The 18,472-nt window shown below is 63.7% G+C and carries 16 protein-coding genes; 9 read left to right on the forward strand and 7 right to left on the reverse strand.

Annotated features, from left to right (window positions below; all coding sequences use genetic code 11):
* The first annotated feature begins 7 nt into the window (after nucleotides 1–7).
* The 7 genes from AC1D0I_RS05600 to dhaK all read left to right on the forward strand — a co-directional run bounded on the left by AC1D0I_RS05600 (nucleotide 8) and on the right by dhaK (nucleotide 6,088).
* Nucleotides 8–1,651: a dihydroxyacetone kinase subunit DhaK gene (locus tag AC1D0I_RS05600; RefSeq protein WP_477393585.1), complete on the forward strand. Its 1,644-nt coding sequence runs from the start codon at nucleotides 8–10 to the stop codon at nucleotides 1,649–1,651.
* A 72-nt stretch (nucleotides 1,652–1,723) separates the two neighbouring features.
* Nucleotides 1,724–2,326 carry a dihydroxyacetone kinase subunit DhaL gene (gene dhaL, locus AC1D0I_RS05605; RefSeq protein ID WP_477393587.1) on the forward strand — a complete coding sequence of 201 codons (603 nt, stop codon included), beginning with the start codon at nucleotides 1,724–1,726 and terminating at the stop codon, nucleotides 2,324–2,326.
* Nucleotides 2,323–2,712 (forward strand): dihydroxyacetone kinase phosphoryl donor subunit DhaM, encoded by a 390-nt coding sequence (gene dhaM / locus AC1D0I_RS05610; RefSeq protein ID WP_184873275.1) that lies wholly within the window; start codon nucleotides 2,323–2,325, stop codon nucleotides 2,710–2,712. The genes dhaL and dhaM overlap by 4 nt, the downstream gene beginning before the upstream one ends.
* A 22-nt stretch (nucleotides 2,713–2,734) precedes the next feature.
* Nucleotides 2,735–3,037, forward strand: a complete 303-nt coding sequence (locus AC1D0I_RS05615) for an HPr family phosphocarrier protein (protein ID WP_184873274.1) — start codon at nucleotides 2,735–2,737, stop codon at nucleotides 3,035–3,037.
* Complete coding sequence (gene ptsP / locus AC1D0I_RS05620) at nucleotides 3,021–4,637, forward strand: phosphoenolpyruvate--protein phosphotransferase (protein ID WP_477393588.1); 1,617 nt, start codon at nucleotides 3,021–3,023, stop codon at nucleotides 4,635–4,637. The genes AC1D0I_RS05615 and ptsP overlap by 17 nt, the downstream gene beginning before the upstream one ends.
* Nucleotides 4,634–5,056 (forward strand): hypothetical protein, encoded by a 423-nt coding sequence (locus AC1D0I_RS05625; RefSeq protein ID WP_477393590.1) that lies wholly within the window; start codon nucleotides 4,634–4,636, stop codon nucleotides 5,054–5,056. The genes ptsP and AC1D0I_RS05625 overlap by 4 nt, the downstream gene beginning before the upstream one ends.
* A 45-nt stretch (nucleotides 5,057–5,101) precedes the next feature.
* Nucleotides 5,102–6,088, forward strand: coding sequence for a dihydroxyacetone kinase subunit DhaK (gene dhaK / locus AC1D0I_RS05630; RefSeq protein WP_477393592.1), 987 nt, complete (start codon nucleotides 5,102–5,104; stop codon nucleotides 6,086–6,088).
* A gap of 301 nt (nucleotides 6,089–6,389) precedes the next feature.
* Here dhaK and AC1D0I_RS05635 read toward each other — a convergent pair whose 3' ends face one another.
* Entirely contained in the window at nucleotides 6,390–7,187 is a 798-nt protein-coding gene (locus AC1D0I_RS05635; protein WP_477393594.1) for a DUF2259 domain-containing protein, read from the reverse strand.
* Between the two features lie 114 nt (nucleotides 7,188–7,301).
* Here AC1D0I_RS05635 and AC1D0I_RS05640 point away from each other — a divergent pair, with 114 nt between their 5' ends.
* Both AC1D0I_RS05640 and AC1D0I_RS05645 read left to right on the forward strand, forming a co-directional pair.
* Entirely contained in the window at nucleotides 7,302–9,209 is a 1,908-nt protein-coding gene (locus AC1D0I_RS05640; RefSeq protein WP_477393596.1) for a propionyl-CoA synthetase, read from the forward strand.
* Between the two features lie 91 nt (nucleotides 9,210–9,300).
* A complete protein-coding gene (locus tag AC1D0I_RS05645) occupies nucleotides 9,301–10,386 on the forward strand; it encodes an acyltransferase family protein (protein WP_477393598.1) in 1,086 nt (361 codons plus the stop codon).
* A 236-nt stretch (nucleotides 10,387–10,622) separates the two neighbouring features.
* Here AC1D0I_RS05645 and AC1D0I_RS05650 read toward each other — a convergent pair whose 3' ends face one another.
* The 6 genes from AC1D0I_RS05650 to AC1D0I_RS05675 form a co-directional block, all read right to left on the reverse strand.
* A complete protein-coding gene (locus AC1D0I_RS05650) occupies nucleotides 10,623–13,016 on the reverse strand; it encodes a polysaccharide biosynthesis tyrosine autokinase (protein ID WP_477393600.1) in 2,394 nt (797 codons plus the stop codon).
* A 235-nt stretch (nucleotides 13,017–13,251) separates the two neighbouring features.
* A complete protein-coding gene (locus AC1D0I_RS05655) occupies nucleotides 13,252–14,148 on the reverse strand; it encodes a UTP--glucose-1-phosphate uridylyltransferase (protein WP_095082814.1) in 897 nt (298 codons plus the stop codon).
* 74 nt (nucleotides 14,149–14,222) lie between these two features.
* Nucleotides 14,223–15,173, reverse strand: a complete 951-nt coding sequence (locus AC1D0I_RS05660) for a glycosyltransferase family 2 protein (RefSeq protein WP_477393601.1) — start codon at nucleotides 15,171–15,173, stop codon at nucleotides 14,223–14,225.
* On the reverse strand, nucleotides 15,163–16,104 hold the full coding sequence (locus AC1D0I_RS05665; RefSeq protein WP_477393603.1) for a glycosyltransferase family 2 protein: 942 nt from the start codon (nucleotides 16,102–16,104) through the stop codon (nucleotides 15,163–15,165). The genes AC1D0I_RS05660 and AC1D0I_RS05665 overlap by 11 nt, the downstream gene beginning before the upstream one ends.
* Nucleotides 16,104–17,099 (reverse strand): glycosyltransferase family 2 protein, encoded by a 996-nt coding sequence (locus AC1D0I_RS05670; RefSeq protein ID WP_477393605.1) that lies wholly within the window; start codon nucleotides 17,097–17,099, stop codon nucleotides 16,104–16,106. The genes AC1D0I_RS05665 and AC1D0I_RS05670 overlap by 1 nt, the downstream gene beginning before the upstream one ends.
* Nucleotides 17,100–17,124: 25 nt before the next feature.
* Complete coding sequence (locus tag AC1D0I_RS05675; protein WP_477393607.1) at nucleotides 17,125–18,333, reverse strand: glycosyltransferase; 1,209 nt, start codon at nucleotides 18,331–18,333, stop codon at nucleotides 17,125–17,127.
* Nucleotides 18,334–18,472 lie beyond the last annotated feature (139 nt).

Genomic DNA, 18,472 nt, shown 5'->3' on the forward strand with positions numbered 1-18,472 from the left:
GAATTCGATGAAGCACTTTTTCAATCGCAGGGAAACGATCGTCACCGAGGCGCTGGACGGCCTCTTGCGGACCATTGGCGCAGGCGACCTCGCGCGGCTCGACGGCTATCCCGAGGTCAAGGTCGTCCTGCGCGCCGACTGGGACAAGACCAACGTCAGCGTCGTCTCAGGCGGCGGCGCCGGGCACGAGCCGTCACATGCCGGCTTCGTCGGCAAGGGCATGCTGACGGCCGCTGTCTCGGGCGAGATCTTTGCCTCGCCAAGCGTCGAGGCGGTGCTGGCGGCCATTCGCGCGGTCACCGGCCCGGCCGGCTGCCTGCTGATCGTCAAGAACTACACCGGCGACCGCCTCAATTTCGGCCTGGCAGCCGAGAAGGCGCGCGCCGAAGGTTTTCGCGTCGAGATGGTGATCGTCGCCGACGATATCGCGCTCCCCGACATCGCCCAGCCGCGCGGCGTTGCCGGCACCTTGTTCGTGCACAAGATATCAGGCCATCTGTCGGAAGCCGGCCACGATCTGGCTGATATCGCGGCGGCCGCGCGAGCCGCAGCGAAGGACATCGTGTCGCTCGGCATGTCGCTGTCGTCCTGCTCGATCCCTGGCCAGCCGCACGAAGACAGATTTGGCGAAAACGATGGCGAGCTCGGCCTCGGCATTCATGGCGAGCCGGGCGTCGAGCGGATTGCCGTGCAAAGCGCCGACAGGCTGGTCGCGATCATGGCGGAGCGGCTTGCGGCACGGCTCGATCCTGCGGCCAGCCATGCCTTGCTGATCAACAATCTCGGCTCCGTGCCGCCGCTCGAAATGTCGCTTGTCGCCAATGCGGTGCTTGCTTCGCCGGTGGCCAAGACCATCAAGCTCACGATCGGCCCAGGACCGCTGATGACGGCGCTCAACATGAACGGCTTCTCGCTGTCGCTGATCCGGCTCGACGCCGTGCGCGAGAAAGCCCTGCTGGCGCCGGTTGCTCCGCACGCCTGGATGCCGGCAAAGCCTGTTGTATCGCCCTCTGTCGTGCCCATCGCGAAACCAGCTGCTGAAGGCGCGGCGCGCAAACCCAGCCAGGATGCTCGCACCCGACGGCTTGTCGCCGCCATCTGTGAAAGGCTGATCGCGCTCGAAGGCACTTTGAACGGGCTGGACGCCAAGGCGGGAGACGGCGACACCGGTTCGACGGTGGCGACAGGCGCGCGCAGCGTGCTCGAGCGGCTTGATACGCTGCCACTTGCCGATCCCGCGGCCACCCTTGGCGCTGTGGGCGACATTCTGAGCGCGTCCATGGGCGGCTCCAGCGGGGTGCTGCTGTCGATCTTCTTCACCGCGGCGGCGCAGGCCCTGGACGGCGGCGCCAACGTGGCCAAGGCGCTGCTTGCCGGTCTCGAACGGATGACTTTCTATGGCGGCGCAGAAGTCGGCGACCGCACCATGATCGATGCCCTCGAGCCTGCCCTGAAAGCGCTCGACGCCGTCGGCCTGGAGGAAGCGGCAACAGCGGCTCGACGCGGTGCCGAGGCCACGTCCGCCATGGACCGGGCGAAAGCCGGGCGGTCCGCCTATGTCGGCAGCAAGCTGCAGGGCGTGGCCGACCCCGGCGCCCATGCGGTGGCCGAGGCCTTTGCGGCCGCAGCCGCGCTGCTTGCAGCGGCCTGACGCATGCTTCAGTTGTCGAATGAAAATTCTTTCGCTACTGCCGGCAGGGTAGGAACCAGGAATTTGGCTGACATGGCGGCGTTGAACCTTTCCAGGCTGATCGTGGCGGCCGCAGATACGATTGCCGCTCACGCCGAGGAGTTGACAGCGCTGGACCAGGCGATCGGCGACGGCGACCACGGGCTGAACATGAAGCGCGGCTTCGAGGCGGTACGCAGCGAGGCCGAGGCGTTTGCCGCCAAGCCGCTGCCCGAGGCACTCAAGGCGATCGGCAGCAAGCTGGTGATGACGGTCGGCGGCGCTTCGGGTCCGCTGTTCGGCACCTTGTTCATGGCGCTCGGCAAGGAGATTTCCGCCGCGCCCGATCGCGCCAATCTGACCCTGGCTTTCGGCAAGGCCATCGAAGCCGTGGCGGCGCGGGGCAAATCGCAGGTCGGGCAGAAGACGATGCTCGACGTGCTGCAGCCTGTGCATGAGGCGCTGCTTCAGGGAAAGACGGCGGCGGAGATCGCCGATAGCGCCGACGCGGCCGCCGAAGCGACCGTGCCGATGAAGGCCCTGCGTGGCCGCGCCTCGTTCCTTGGCGATCGCTCGATCGGCCATATGGATGCCGGCGCGCGTTCGACCGCGCTTCTGGTGCGAACAGTGGCGGCAACCGTCGGGGAAAGCGCATGAGCAATGTCGGCATCGTCATCGTTTCGCATTCGCCGCTCGTAGCCGAGGGCACGGCCGACATGGTGCGGCAGATGGTGGGCGACGAAGTGCCGCTTGCATGGTGCGGCGGAAACGGCCATGGCGGGCTCGGCACCAATGTCGAGGCGATCATGAGCGCCATCGACAGGGCCTGGTCGGAAGCCGGCGTCGCCATCCTGGTCGATCTCGGCGGCGCCGAGACCAACAGCGAAATGGCGGTGGAGATGATCGGCGAGCCGCGTGCGCAGAAGATCATCGTCTGTAACGCGCCGATCGTCGAAGGCGCGGTGATGGCGGCGACCGAGGCGTCCGGCGGCGCCTCGCTGCGCGAAGTGGTGGCGACGGCGCACGAATTGTCGCCGTCGTGAACGAACGGGAACTTTAAAAGACATGTCCGCATCCGCCGAAGCGACCGTCCTGATCACCCACGAGGTGGGTCTGCATGCGCGTCCTTCGGTGAAGTTCACCAAGCTCGCCAAGACCTTCGCCGCCGAGGTGGAAATAGCACTGGCCGCCAACGGGCCATGGTTCGACGCCAAGAGCATCGTCAAGGTGATGGCCACCAAGGCGCCGAAGGGCACGGTGCTACACATTCGCGCCAGCGGCGACGGCGCCAATGATGCGGTCGACGCGCTGGTCGAACTGGTGCGGCGCGATTTCGACGAAGGCGCGGACCATGTCCGAACCGCTTAGGCTGCAAGGCATTTCGGCCTCGGCCGGTTATGCCGAGGGACCGCTGTTTGACCTCGACCAGATTGCCATTGCCTACGCCTGCAAGGAAAATGCCGCCGACGAGAAGGCCGCGCTCGAGACCGCAATCGATGTCGCGACGGGCCGTCTCGCCGGATTGATCAAAATCGCTGACGGTGATGCCGCCGACATCCTCGAATTTCAGATCGCCATGCTGGAGGACGACGCGTTGAGCGGCCCGGCCTTTGCTGCGATTGCCTCTGGACACCCCGCCGATGCGGCATGGCGACAGGCGCTGGATGTGGAAATCGCTGGCTACGAGACCTCGGATCAAGAGTATTTCCGCGCCCGTGCGGCCGACATACGCGACATCAAGGACCAGGTGCTGCGCGCGCTGACCGAGGATGGTGGGGTGCAAGCACCATCCGGCGCCATCCTCTACGGCGAGGACATCGCGCCGACGCGTTTTCTCGAAACCGACTGGAGTGGCGGTGGCGGCATCGCGCTGAAGGCGGGCAGCACGGCGAGCCATGTCGCCATGCTGGCGCGCTCGCGCGGCGTACCCATGGTTGTGGGGCTTGGGGCGATGGATCTTGGCAACGCGCCCGCCAATCTTGCCGGCATCGCGCTGCTCGATGCCGAACATGGCGGCATCGTGCTGTCGCCTTCCAAGGCCGAGATCGACGCCTTTCGCCAATCGTCGTCGTTGTTCTCTGCGCGCCGCGACCGGGCCGGGATTTTTCTGGCGCGGCCGGCGGTGACCAGGACCGGCATAGCGGTGCGGGTGCAGGTCAACATCGCCGACCCGTCCGACGTCGACGGCATCGACATCGCCACCTGCGACGGTGTCGGCCTGATGCGCACCGAATTCCTGTTCGGCAAGACGTTGCCCGATGAGGAAACGCAGTATCGCGCCTATCGCAAGGTGCTGGAATGGGCCGGCGACAAGCCGGTGACGATCCGCACCGTCGATGCCGGCGGCGACAAGCCAGTGCCCGGCTTCACCGTCGAGGAAGGCAATCCGTTTCTCGGCCTGCGCGGCATCAGGCTGTCGCTGGCGCGGCCGGAAGTGTTTCGTGTACAAATCCGGGCACTGCTGCGCGCCGCCGTCCATGGCAGTCTGAAAGTGATGTTCCCGATGATCGCCATTGTGGAGGAATACAGACAGGCAGCAGCGATGTTCGCCGAAGAGCAGGCAGCGCTTGCCGCGCGCGGCATCGCGCAACAGATGCCGCCGCTCGGCATCATGGTCGAGGTGCCTTCGGTGGCGATCGTGCCCGAGGCCTTTGCCGAGGCCGCCTTCTTCTCGATCGGCTCCAACGACCTGACCCAATATGTCATGGCGGCTGCCCGCGACAACGCTCTGGTGGCGCACCTCAATTCGGTCCGCCATCCAGCCGTGCTGCGGCTGATCGCTGCGGTGACCGCGTTTGGCCTGCGCGAGGAAATCCCGGTCAGCCTGTGCGGCGACGCCGGCGGTGACCCGGCCGCGATCCCGTCGCTGCTCGAGGCCGGCCTGCGCGATCTGTCCGTCGCTCCGGCGCAACTCGCCATGGCCAAGGCGGCGATCGCGGATGTTACGATCGAGGCGCAGCCGGCATGATCGACAAAATGCCTGAAGCCGGTTCCGAAGAGGCAATCCGCGCTTATAAGACGATCCTGTCGCATGTCATCGACCAGCGACCGTCCGGCATGCGCCAGCGGCTTGCCGATGCGCTTGGCAAGCACCGCAGCTTCGTCACACAGATTTCCAGCCCGGCCTATTCGATCCCGATACCGTCAAAGCATTTGCCTTCGATCTTTTCCGTCTGCCATTTCAGCCCCGCCGAGCGCGATCAGTTTCTTGCCGCCTACCATCAGGCGCATCCGGGAAAAATGTCTGTCGCGGCAGGCATGCGCAAGACACGGCATGTTTCACTCATCGTGCCCGATTTCGGCGACGACAAGCAGAACGCAGCGCTCGATCGGGCAGTGAATAATTTTATCCAGAAGATCACCAGCATCACCGGCAAGGGTGGCTGATCCGTCAGAGCGGTTCAACAAGGCCCATTTCGGGAGGAGACGGCCGTGAAGAAATTTATGAATTCGCTGGACACAGTGCTGACCGAAAGCCTCGACGGCTTCGTTGCCGCCCATGCCGACATCCTGGTGCTTGGCGAGGAACATAAATTCGTCCGCCGCAAGACCTTGCGGCCTGGCAAAGTAGCGCTGATCTCCGGCGGCGGCTCCGGCCACGAGCCGCTGCATGGCGGCTTTGTCGGTCACGGCATGCTCGACGCCGCCTGCCCCGGCCAGGTGTTCACCTCGCCGACGCCGGACCAGATGCTGGCGGCGGCGGAGGCCGTCGACACCGGCGCCGGCTGCCTGTTCATCGTCAAGAATTATGAGGGCGATGTGATGAACTTCGAGATGGCGGCTGAAATGTCGGAAGGCGTCGTGCAAATCGTCACCAATGACGATGTCGCCGTCGAGAATTCGTCCTACACGACCGGCCGGCGCGGCGTCGCCGGCACGCTGGTGGTCGAAAAGATCGTCGGCGCGGCGGCCGAGCATGGCCTGGCGCTGGCGCCGCTGAAGGCGTTGGGCGAACGCGTCAACGCTGCTACCCGCTCGATGGGCGTGGCGCTGACCAGTTGCACCGTGCCGGCCGCCGGCAAGCCGACTTTCGACATCGGCGACGGCGAGATGGAGTTCGGCGTCGGCATCCACGGCGAGCCCGGACGGCGACGCGACACATTGAAAAGCGCCGATGCCATTGCCGAGGAAATTTGTGCCGCGATCCTTGGCGATCTCGGCGACGGAGCCAAGGGCCCGGCGCTGCTGTTCGTCAACGGTTTTGGCGGCACTCCGCTGATGGAGCTCTATCTGATGTACAATAGCGCGCGGCGGATTTTCGAGAAGCATGGCGTGACGGTGACCCGTTCTCTGGTCGGCTCCTATGTCACCTCCCTGGACATGGCCGGCTGCTCGATCACGTTGACCATGCTCGACGCGGAAACGACCGCGTTCTGGGATGCGCCGGTGCATACGGCGGCRCTGCGCTGGGGCATGTAGACTTCCTGCCAGCCGGCGACTGGAACGCGCCCGCCGCCGGCTTCCAGCAGGGTATCGTCCCAGAAATAGTCTTCTTCGCGATGCGGGGGCACACGGGCCGTCCGCGCCAGACCGTTGCTTTTCTTCCCCTAAGTAAGGTAAAGACTCCTCGGGCCTTCGGGAGATAGCGTATGCGTTACAATTGGGAGCGGGCTCCGACGAGCTTCGAACGTCACAGAAAAGCCCTGGCGACAGCCATTTTGATCTTCGGTGGCATCGGCCTCATGCTTGTGGCTTTGCCGATCTAGGGCAATCGACTTTGTCAGCGCGGTTGGCCGGTCACCGCAATGAAGCGGCGGTCGCGGCCCTCGAAGCCCTGGCTGAAGCGCTGCACCAGCACCACAATGACGGCGGGTTTGCCGGCCGGGGTGAATTCGTAGGATTCCGACAGGCTGTAGGAGGTCGGGCAATTCCTCGACCCCGGCACGGTCTTGTCCTCGTGCAAGACCTTGAACGGCTTGCCGGCCTGCCCTTGCAGCGTCAGCCGGAAGCCGAGCGCTTTGCCCGATATGTCGCCTTGCTGCGTGGCGTCGAAACTCGCTGAACAGTCGGTGGTGCTGCCGGCCAGGATCTGGTCGAGCTGGATGGTCGAAATGTCGAGTTGGTCATAGAGCGGCGAAAGCCATTTCTGCGACACCTGCTCGAGGCGGGAAATGTCGTTGTAGGCAACCATCTCATCGGGAAAGGTGAACTTGTCGGAAGCCGTCTGCTCGCCGCGCGATGCGATGGCATATTTGGCAAGGATGGGCGCCGCCTTGGCGGCGGCTTGTGCCCTTGCCTGTTCGAGGGTCAGCGTCGCCTCCTCGGACTCGTCGACGACGAGGATCGGCTTGCCGCCGACGAAGGCGTCGGTACGGGTGTCTATGATGTCGATCTGCGAATAGCCGGAGTTCGAAGCGCCGGCGTCGAGCGTTCCATATTGCTCGAAGGCGAAATAGTTGCCGTCGGGCGAAAAGCCGATAATGCGCCGTGCCGAGGCATCGCCAGCCCAGGCGGCGGACGCGGCCGTCAATGACAGCGCCGCCAGCACGGCCGCTCCAATCCGATATCGCAATTTCATCGCAGCTTGCCCCCAAGCGCCAGATCGATGCCGGCCGCACAATGGCGCACATTTGCGGCCAAGGTTAGAGCGCGCTATCTGGTGGGAAGAAAAACATTCCTGGGGAGGTGTCGGATGACTTCACGCTATCACGAGGTCTATGACGGCTGGAAACGCGATCCGGAAAAGTTCTGGGCGGAGGCGGCCGATGCCATCGACTGGTATTCGCCCTATGACACGGTTTTCGATGCCGATGCTGGCGTCTGCGGCCGCTGGTTTACCGGTGCGACCTGCAATACCTGCTACAACGCCGTCGACCGCCACGTCGCGGGCGGACGCGCCGAGCAGATCGCGCTGATCCATGACAGCGCCATCACCGGAACGATCAAGAGGTTCACCTATGCCGAGCTGAAGCGCGAGGTGGTCGCGTTGACCTCGGTGCTGAAGAACCGCGGCATCGGCAAGGGCGACCGCGTCATCATCTACATGCCGATGGTGCCGGAGGCCGCCTTCGCCATGCTGGCCTGCGCCCGCATTGGCGCCGTGCATTCGGTCGTCTTCGGCGGCTTTGCCTCGCATGAGCTTGCCACCCGCATCGACGACGCCAAGCCGAAGCTGATCATCTCGGCCTCCTGCGGGCTGGAGCCGGGCCGCGTCGTTGCCTACAAGCCATTGCTCGACAGAGCGATCGAGATTTCCCGCCACAAGCCAGACGGCTGCCTGATCCTGCAGCGCGACCAGCTGCGCTGCGATTTGAAGGAGCATTTCGACATCGATTATGCCGATGCCGTCGCCCGCGAACGGGCAGCCGGCGCCAATGTCGACTGCGTTCCGGTGCTTGCGACCGACCCGCTCTACATCATCTACACATCGGGCACGACCGGCCAGCCCAAGGGCATCGTGCGCGACAATGGCGGCCACATGGTCGCGCTGAAATGGACGATGGAAAACGAGTTCGGCGTCAAGCCGGGCGAGGTATTCTGGGCAGCCTCCGACGTCGGCTGGGTGGTCGGCCATTCCTACATCGTCTATGGGCCGCTGCTGCATGGCTGCACCAGCGTGCTGTTCGAAGGCAAGCCGATCGGCACGCCCGATGCCGGCACCTATTGGCGGGTGATATCAGAGCATGGCGTCGTCGCGCTGTTCACCGCGCCGACCGCGTTTCGGGCCATCAAGGGACAGGATCCGAAGGGCGAATTCATTCCGAAATACGACCTGTCGAAATTCCGCACGCTGTTCCTTGCCGGCGAGCGCGCCGACCCCGAAACCATCAAATGGGCGGAGCAGAAGCTCAACGTGCCGGTGGTCGACCATTGGTGGCAGACCGAAACTGGCTCGCCGATGACGATCAATCCCGCCGGCCTGGGCCTGTTGCCGGTGAAATATGGCTCGCCCGGCGTGCCGATGCCGGGCTACGACATTCGTGTGCTTGACGATGCCGGTCACGAAGTGCCGCGCGGCACGCTGGGCAATGTGGTGGTCAAGCTGCCGCTGCCGGCCGGCTGCCTGCCGACGCTATGGAATGCCGATGCGCGGTTCCGCCAAGCCTATCTCGACGAGTTCCCCGGCTTCTACAAGACGGCGGATGCGGGCATGGTCGACGAGGACGGCTATCTCTATGTCATGGCGCGCACAGACGACATCATCAATGTCGCCGGCCACCGGTTGTCGACCGGAGCCATGGAGGAAGTGCTTTCCGCCCATCCCGATGTCGCCGAATGCGCCGTCATCGGCATCGCCGATACCATGAAGGGCCAGGTGCCGCTTGGCTTCGTGGTGCTCAATGCAGGCGTTTCACGCGAAACCGGTGCCATCGAAAGCGAAGTGGTCGGCCTGGTGCGCGAACGCATCGGCCCAGTCGCCGCCTTCAAGACGGTGGTGACGATCAAGCGGCTGCCCAAGACACGTTCGGGCAAGATCCTGCGCGGCACCATGCAGAAGATCGCCGACAAGGAAGAATGGACGATGCCGGCAACCATCGACGATCCGCTGATTCTCGACGAAATCACCGCCGCCCTGAAGGAGCGAGGGATCGGCGTTTAGGAAAATCGGCGAGGGAGGCGCGCAATCTTTTGTTGTGCAATGCAGCAATCCACCTTACACCCCTGATCGGGGGGCCATCCGGCGAGGCGGTATGGCTCAGCAGAAGAAAATCACATTTGGCGGCGTCGACATCCTGCGGTTCCTCGCCGCCGTCATGGTCATGGTCTATCACTACGGCTTCTGGGTGTGGGCGTTTCCGGACGGCGTTTCGGCACGCGCCACAGGCGGTATTCCAGCGCAGCCGGCGATAGGCGCCTGGGTCGAATCCGGCTGGGTCGGCGTCCAGATCTTCTTCGTCATCAGCGGCTTCGTCATCGCCTTCAGCGCCGAGAGATCGACGCCGCTGCGGTTTTTCGAAGCAAGGGTGAAACGACTGGCGCCTGCGGTCTGGATCTGCGCACCCGTCACCGCGGTCGTGCTTCTGATCGTCGGCCTGATCTGGCCGACCGATGCCGTCGACAGGCTGGTTCGCACCGGCCTGTTCGTTCCCTACGCACCCTGGGTGGACAGCGTCTACTGGACGCTCGGCATCGAGATCGCCTTCTATGCCATCGTCTGGACCTTGCTGCGGCTTGGCCGCTTCCATCAGATGGAAATGGTGGCCGTCGCCATCGGGCTGGTCAGCACGCTTTTCTGGTGCCTCTATTACCCACTCGGCTGGGCCGACCTTGCCGAGACACGCACGCTCGACCTTTTGCTGGTGCATCACGGCGTTTTCTTCGCGACCGGCGTCATGTTGTGGCTGATGCGCTTCAAGGCGGTGACGACGGCTCGCCTTGCCTTCTGCGCCCTGTTCCTGGGCGGCGGCGTGCTGCAGATCGCCAGTTCGGTCGACGTTCACATCCTGAAGGTCGGGCATGAGATGCCGTTCGCGCCGCCGATCCTCATCTTCCTCGGTGGGGTCGCACTGATGGCGTGGTCGCTTCGGCTCGACCTCTCCTGGAGCGGCTGGCGCCGGATCGGACTGATGACCTATCCGCTCTACCTCCTGCATGACGTCGTCGGCGCGGCCCTGCTCGGCGTCCTGGTCCGTACGGGACTGCCGCATCTCTTCTCGATGGTGATCGTCGGCGCGACGATGATCGCGGCAAGCTGGCTGGTTGCGACCGAGGCCGAACCACGCATCCGGCTGCTGCTCGACCACACCGTTTTCCGCTATCGGCTCAAGGCCGCGTAGTCGCGACTGTTCATCCGCAGGCCTCCGAGGCCCGGCTCGGCACTGCGGCCTTCCAGAGCGGACGGCCGACTGCCACCGCGAAGAAGGTTGACCATGTGCTTCTGGAGGCTGACCCGCTCCTAATGCATCACCCAAAGCGCGCGGCGTTCGGGGCATGCATAAAGCAAAGATTCAGGGCGCGTCGACCGGCCCTGTTTCAACGCAATGCGCTTTCGAAAGGGTCTACTCGAACACCGTCAGACCGTTGCCTTTGCCTTGCTGCGCACTTCCGACTTTTCCAGATAGTAGGTCGAGTATTTGTCGAAGAATTTCTCGGAGCCGCCGAATGATCCGTATTTGGCCAGCTTCTTCAGATCGACCTTGTTCAGCACCGCCCCGATGATCTTGTTGGCAACATAGGGTTCGGATTCCAGCATCGACCTCACCATCGCGCGGGGCGTGCGCCCCCATTCGGTGACGAGCACAAACCCGTCGACCAGCGGCGCGAATGCCTTGGCATCGACCACCGGTCCGAGCGGCGGCAGATCGACGACGATGTATTCGAAGGTCTCCTTGGCGTTATCGATGAAGCGCCGCATCCCGGCCGAGGAGAGAAGTTCGCTGGTGTGCGAGAAGTGACCGCGCGACACGGCCGGGATGATGGCCAGCTTCGTCTGCCGGTCGATCTTGCCAACGGACTGCCACGCCTGGCCGTTGACCACGGCTTCCATCAAACCTTGCTCGGCTTCCATGCCGAGACCACGGCTGAGGCCGGGGTTGCGCAGGTCGCCGTCGATGAGCAGCGTCTTGGCGCCGTTGGCGGCAAGCAATCCGGCGAGATTTGCCGCAACCGTCGACTTACCCTCGCCGGGAAGCACCGAGACGATGCCGATAACGCGGCTGCCTTGCCCTTCCATCACGACGTCGAAGGCGATCTTGGCGCTGCGCAGCGTTTCGGAGAACATCGACGCAGGCGAATCGATGCTCACCCGCATGCGCGCCCGCCTTTCGGCGGACGACAGCGATCTGGCGGTGTTGGCATCCACCTGGGTATCGCCCGGCTTTTCTTCCTTGCTCAGCTTGCCGCCGATCGTCGGCAGATAGCCGAGGAATTTCAGCCCGACACGGTCGCGCACCTCCTCGCCGGTCCTGAAGAAACGTTCGTTGAATTCATTCAGGCCGCCGAAGCCGGCGCCCATCAGCGTGCCAAGCACCAGCGAAAGTCCAATCACGATGATCGTGCGTGGGCTTGACGCGGTGAGCGGCATCGAGGCGTCGGAGATGATGCGGATCTTGCCGACCGGGAAGGATTGCTGCTGCGCGGCTTCCTCGTAGCGGCCGAGGAATGTCTGATAGAGCGTGGTGAGCGCCGTCGCCTGCTGATCGAGTTCCCGCAGCTTGACCTGCGTCTGGTTGTCGACGGAACTCTTGCCTTGCGCGGCCGCGACATTGGCCCTGAGCGCGGTCTCGCGCGCCAGCGCCACTTCATATTCGTTGCGATAGCTTTCGGTCAGCTGCTTCAGTTCGCCGAAGATCTGCGTCGATATGTCGGCCTTCTCCTTGGCAAGCGCCAACGCCTGCGGATGCTGGGCGCCGAAATTCGCCTCGACGTCCTGCAGCCGCTTGGAGACTGTGAGGTAGCGGGTCTTGAGCGCCGCGATGACCGAGCTGCTCGGCTGGTCGCTTGATATGGCGGCATCCTTGAAAGCGTTGTCGGAGCCGCTTTCGACAATCGCCTTGTACTGCTGGTAGCGGGCACTGGCGCGTGCGGTGTCAGCCTGCGCGACGATGAGCTGGGCGTTGAGATCGGACAGTTGCTTGTCGCTCATCAACTGGCCATCGCTGTTGGCGGCCAGGCCATGTTCGGCCCTGAATTTCTCGACCGCGAGCGATGCCGCCTGCGAGCTCTCGCGCAATTCCGTCAACCGGCCCTGCAGCCAGACCGCCGCCCGCTCGGTGGCGTCGAAGCTGGCATCGAGCTGATCGGCGAGATAGGCATCGGCATAGGCTTTGGTGATCGCATGGGCGAGCGCCGGATCCGTCGACTGATAGCCAAGGGCGATGACGTAGCTTCGCCCCGTGCGCTCCGCCCGCACCTCGTTCTGCAGCTTGAGGATCGCGTAGTCGCGACGGGACGTGGCGATCAGCGCATCGCGGGCGGCGGGGTCGAGCTTGCTGATGTCACCGACGCCCGGCATGACGGGGCTCGGGCGAACATACTGGATCAGGCCCCGGATCAGACCGACGCCCCTTGCCAGAGCCGATACAGGCGGATTCAGAAAGGCATCGTTCTGGTCGAGCTTCAGCTTGTCGACGACCACGGCGGCAAGCCGCGTCGAGGTCAGGATCTCGATCTGGCTCAGGATGGCGGAATCGGTCTGCATGGTTGTCGACGCCGCCGAGATGTCATCGACGATCTTGTTCAAGCCCTCGTCGATCAGCACGCTTGAGACCGACTGATATTGGGGCGGCGTGGTCTGCAGATAGAGCAGGCCCAGAAAGAGACCGATGACGGCGCACACGGCAACCACCTTGGCTTGCCGTGCGGCCATGCCAAGCAGCCGCTCGATGTCGATGAAGTCTTCGCCGTCTCCTGCGTCCGAATTCGGCAATGGCATCCTCTTGTCGAGAGGAAAGTTGGCATAATTCATCTTCGGTCCAATTCCAGAGCCTGTTCCATCCCGATGATCGGGATGGAGATCCATCTCAGCGTTTGAGCATGATCTTTTCCGAAAACCGGTGGTCATCTTTCGGGATCATGCCGTGGCTTGCACAGCCGCGAAGATCGGGAGCATTGCGCAACAAAACGCAAACTTCGTGCCAGGCGGYGCGGGAGCTATCGCCCCGCGTCGCCRGCCATCTGTAAATGCTCCCGAAACATGGGCATTATGCGGCTTCTTCCTGGCGTTCATGCGACCGGACGAACTCCTGAAGCATCTCGAAAATCGGGCCCTTCATGTCGTCGCGCGCCAGCGCGAAGGCGATGTTGGCCTGGATGAACCCTTCCTTCGAACCGCAGTCGAACATGCGGCCCTTGAACGGCTGGGCGAAGAACGCCTGATCCCGCGACAGCCGGACCATGGCATCCGTCAACTGGATCTCGTTGCCGGCGCCGCGCTGCTGATTGCCCAGAAGCGCGAAAATCTCGGGCTGCAGGATGTAGCGGCCGTTGATGTAGAAGTTCGACGGCGCGTTGGCAGGCGCGGGCTTTTCGACCATGGCCGTCACCTCGAAGCCGCCGCCGATATCGGCGCCACGGCCGACGATGCCGTATTTGTTGGTCTCGGTCGGATCGCAGCGCTCGACGGCGATGACGTTGCCGCCGGTTTCAGCATAGAGATCGACGATCTCGGCCAGGCATCCGCGGCCACCGAACGACACCATGTCCGGCAGCAGCAAGGCGAAGGGCTCGTTGCCGATGACTTCGCGCGCGCACCAGACGGCATGGCCGAGGCCTTGCGGCGACTGCTGGCGGATGAAGGAGGTGGCGCCGGCCACCGGCAGCATGCTTTCGAGCGCCTCCAGCTGGGTCTTCTTGCCGGTCTGCTCCAGGGTTCCGATCAATTCCGGATGCAGGTCGAAATAGTCCTCGATCACCGCCTTGTTGCGGCCGGTGACGAACACAATGTGCTCGATGCCCGCCTCGAAGGCCTCGTCCACCGCATATTGCACGACAGGCCTGTCGACGACGGGGAGCATTTCCTTCGGCATCGACTTGGTCGCCGGCAGGAACCTTGTTCCAAGTCCTGCCACCGGTATCACGGCCTTCCTGATTTTCTTCATCGCAAATTCCTTCTGAGGAGATCGACTTCAGTCCATTCACAAGCCACGAAAAATCCCTTCATGTGCCTGCATCTTCACCTCCCCACCCCAACGGCAAACTGCGCCGCTACTCTTCGCAACCGCACGGCGATCGGCATGCCCATATGCCTGACCGCCGCCGGGTCGCTGAGCGCAGTCCGGATCGCCTTGAGCGGGGACCGCGCCTTGATGTGCTGAACCATAGACAGGAACGATGCGGCCTTGCGCAGGCTGCGGCTGCGCCGGGCGAACGCGACTTGCGCGGCCTCGTCCATCGAATGGGTTTGAGCGAACACTGCATCTGCCTTGCGCATCGCTTCGACGTGGTGAAGCTCGAGCACCCGGGAGATGGAGCCGCTGCGGATATGATAGGCATAGCCGGTCGTCGGCTCGACCACGCATTTGCCGCCCTTGGCCAAGGCGTTGGCGAGCAGGATGTAATCTTCGCCGATGCTCAGTTTTTCATCATAGCGAAGCTCGTTTTCGTTCAGGAACGCGCGCTGGAAGATCGGCTTGAGGTAGCCGAGATTGAATTTCGATTCGAAAACGACGTTGCCGGCGATGTAGCTGGCCAGCGAGATTTCGCTCAAATCCTCCAGATAGCGCGTTGGAAACATCGCGTCCTCGACGACACCGTCCTCGCGAATGACCTGCAAATTGTCGACGGCGATCTCGGCGCCCGCCTTTTCGGCGCGGGCGATCATGGCCGCGATGCGGTCGGGAAAAACGGCGTCGTCGGAATCGAGAACCGCGATCCATCTGCCGCGGGCGACATCGAGCCCGGCATTCCTGGCGCCGCCGGGACCGCGATTGCTGGCCAGGGCGACGACGCGAACGATATCTTGCGGATAGGCCCGCGCCACGTCGAGCGTCGCGTCGCGCGACTTGTCGTCGATGACGATGATTTCGACGCTGACGTTTTTCTGCGCGATGGCGCTCGTGATCGCCCGGTCGAGGGTCGCCTCGGCGTTATAGGCGGCGATGACAAAGCTGACGTCAGGCTGCACGCTTGCCCCCTTCCTGCGGCGAAGGCTGGCCGTAGAGACGGATTTCGCGGATGCCGACAAGGCCGCTGACGACACCGATATGCATAATGCCGCGCAGCACGCTGCGGTTCCTTCGAACCGGGCTGACGACGACCGGAAGCGCAGAGGCGAAGCAATAGATGGCCTTTGCCGACGCCAGGCCAACCTGCTTGACCAGGGCGATGCCGCGCGCGTTGCGCCCCAGAAGATGCCCGTGCGTCTGCCCGACGCGGAAACGACGGCGGCCGAGCCAGTCGAACGCCGCCCTCGAGCGCGGCACCACCTCGTCGACCCAGGCGTCGGGCGAAAAGGCGATGCGGCCGCCCGCTTTGTGCATCTGGTCGAAGAATTCGGTGTCCTCACCGCCGGTCTGGCCGCGTGCCAAGCTGAAGCGGCGGCCACGCAGGCTGTCTGATCCCATGCGGAGCAGAACGTTGCAGGTGTAGCCGGTCTGGATCTCGCCGCGCACCCAGACGGGCAAGGTCGAATGGAAATCGCCGCGCTGCATCCAGTCCGGCGCATCCGCGCGATAACGCGCCCGGACCGGGCCGAGCACGGCGGCCGCTCCGCTGGCTTGCGCCGTCGCGACCAGTTCGGCCAGCCAGCGCGCCGTGGCCGTCTCGTCATCGTCGATGAAAGCGACAAAATCCGCTGTGCTGGCGTCGAGGCAAGCGTTGCGAGCGATCGAAATGTTGCGCGCCGGGCAATGTTGATAGCGGACCGGCACCGTCAATTCCCGCGACAGCGCCGTCACCAGGTCGCGGGCGGTCGGCGTGTCGTCATTGTCGGCGACGATGATGCTGATATCGAACCCGGCCGGCATCTGCATGCCGTCGAGCGAGCGCAGGGTGTCGGCCAGCTCCGGCCGCCGGAACGTGCACACGCCGATGTCAATGCTGAGCTTCTTGGCCATCACGCCACCCCGCGCCGCGACCCGAGGCCGAGAAGCTGCAGCCAAAAGCCGATCGACCAGCCAAGGTGCATGACCATCGCCGAGACGCCGGCCAGCGCGATGTCGGCATTGCGCTGGCGGATGGCCGTCCACAGGCCGTAACCCTGGCACACCGAGGCCCACAGGAGCAGTGGCACCGCCGCCAGCCAGTGCACGAATGAGAGCGCCGCCAGCAGCACGACCGGAAACACCAGGAGCGGCACCATCTGCCGGACCTTCGGGATGACGCGGTGCTTCAGCACATTCTTGGCGCGGCCGCGACCATAGCCGAGATACTGGAAATAGAGGCCGCTGAGCGAGGTGCGCGGGTAGTAGATCATGTGCGTCTTGCCGCTCATCCAGATCTTGTAGCCGGCCTGTCTCAGCCTGTAGTCGAGTTCGGCATCTTCGTTGTGGCTGAATGTCTCGTCATAGCCGCCGACAGAACCGAACGCCGATATCCTGATCAGCGCGTGATGGCCGTGATCGACCCACTCTCCGGCGGAGCGGTGCCGGTGCTTGGAGCCGCCGGTGCCGAGCTTGGAATTCTGCGCCGCCGCGGCAGCCTTCTGCACGGTGCTGCTGCCGCTGGTCAGCATCGAAACGACAACCGAATCCGCTCCGGTGGCCAATGCCTCCTCAACCAGCCGGTCGCAATAGTCGTCGGGATAGCCGCCATGCGCATCGATGCGGATGAGATAGTCTGCTCCTTCGCCGAAGGTACCGACGGCGAGGTTTATCGCCGCGCTCTGGATGCGCCGTTCGTTGTGAAGCAGGATAACGCGCGGATCCTTGCTTGCGATGTCCTTGACGATAGCCAGCGTGCCGTCGGTGCTGCCGCCGTCGGCGACGATGATCCTGGCGCCAAGCCTTGCCGCGGCGGGACGCAGTTGATCGAGCAGCACACCGATATGGGCCGCTTCGTTCAGGCACGGAATAACGATCAGGCTGGATGAAGTTTTTTTAGTCTGCGTCATCAGCCTCTGTCCATGTTCAGCCATCTTATGCCAACGCCTCGGCTGCAAATGAACCCGATACGGCGGTCAGGCTGCGCAGCCGCTCGACAAGCGCCCGGCAATCGCTGCGGTCGTAGCTCCAGATCCTCGGGTTGCGGGCAAGAACATGCGCCTTCAACCCGGCGAAACGATGCTCATCCATCTTGCCAAGCGTCGCTTCGAGCGCCTCGGGCGAAGCCTCCGGCAAGAGAATGCCGATATCCTGCTTGCTGAGGAACCGCCCGGTTTCGGTGTCGCCCATCGAGATCGGCACCGCGCCGAAGCGGCAGCCTTCGTAGAGGCGGTTGGGCAGGAGCCATTCGGAGTTCTGTCCCGCTTCGAAGAAATCGATCGCCCAGGAAAAATGGACGTCGCCATAGATCGACGCCATGTCCTCCGGGTTGCGATAGGGCCCGCCAAACGAGAGCCACGGCTCTGATTCGACGAAGGCATGGAAATCCGGGAATTCGGATAGAGCCGGACGGCCCCGCAGCACGATCTCGACTCGTCCTTCCATCCGGCGGGAGAAATCGGCCAGCAGTTCGAGCGAGCGGCGGCAGCGCAGCGCGCCGAACCAGCCGATTCGCCATGGCGGTCCGACGGGACTCTCAACCGCCTCAGGGCTAACGGGCGCTTCAGGGCTAACGGGCGCTTCAGGGCTGCCGGGCAGAATCGCGGCTGCCTCGAAATACTTGTTCTCGACCAGTTCGATCGGCGCCGCAACCTGTCCGAACGGCTTGAAGTAATTGGCGATGAAGGCAGGCGAACTGGTCACCAGCAGCTTCACGTCCCTGGCCAGGAAGCGTTCGACGGCGCGCAACGCCTTGCCCAGGACATCTTTGCGAAGCACAAGGCGATGAATGTCGAGGCACTCGTATACGATCGGAACCGATGCACCGAAGGCGGATCTGGCGCGACGGGCAAGCGCAAGCATTTCCAGGTTGCGCGCAATGATGAGATCGGGCCTGGGCATGCCGCCAAGCCTGGAGCCGATCGAAACCGCCGCCTTGGTGACCGCCGCGAGCCGCTGGCCGAATCGCCCGTCACGCGTCGCGCCAAGGTCGATCGGCCGCAATCCCTCGATATCCGCAATCGGATTTGTGGTGCGACGGAAGCCGGCCAACGTGACCTCGGCCCCACCTGCCCTGAGCATTATGATCCTCCGGCGCACGGCCGGATCGGAGACGTCGTGCACAAGGTACAAGACATGCAGCATGAAAACTCGACCGCTGTTGGCCCACCCAAGGAGAACCTAGTACAGCTCTTGCTGCATCGCAACATTTTTGGCGCAACGATCCACCTTTTCTGTTGCACTGCAAAATTATTGCCGTAGTTTGTCGTTGGCGGAGGTGGTG

This window comes from Mesorhizobium sp. P2_D1, from assembly GCF_056404455.1.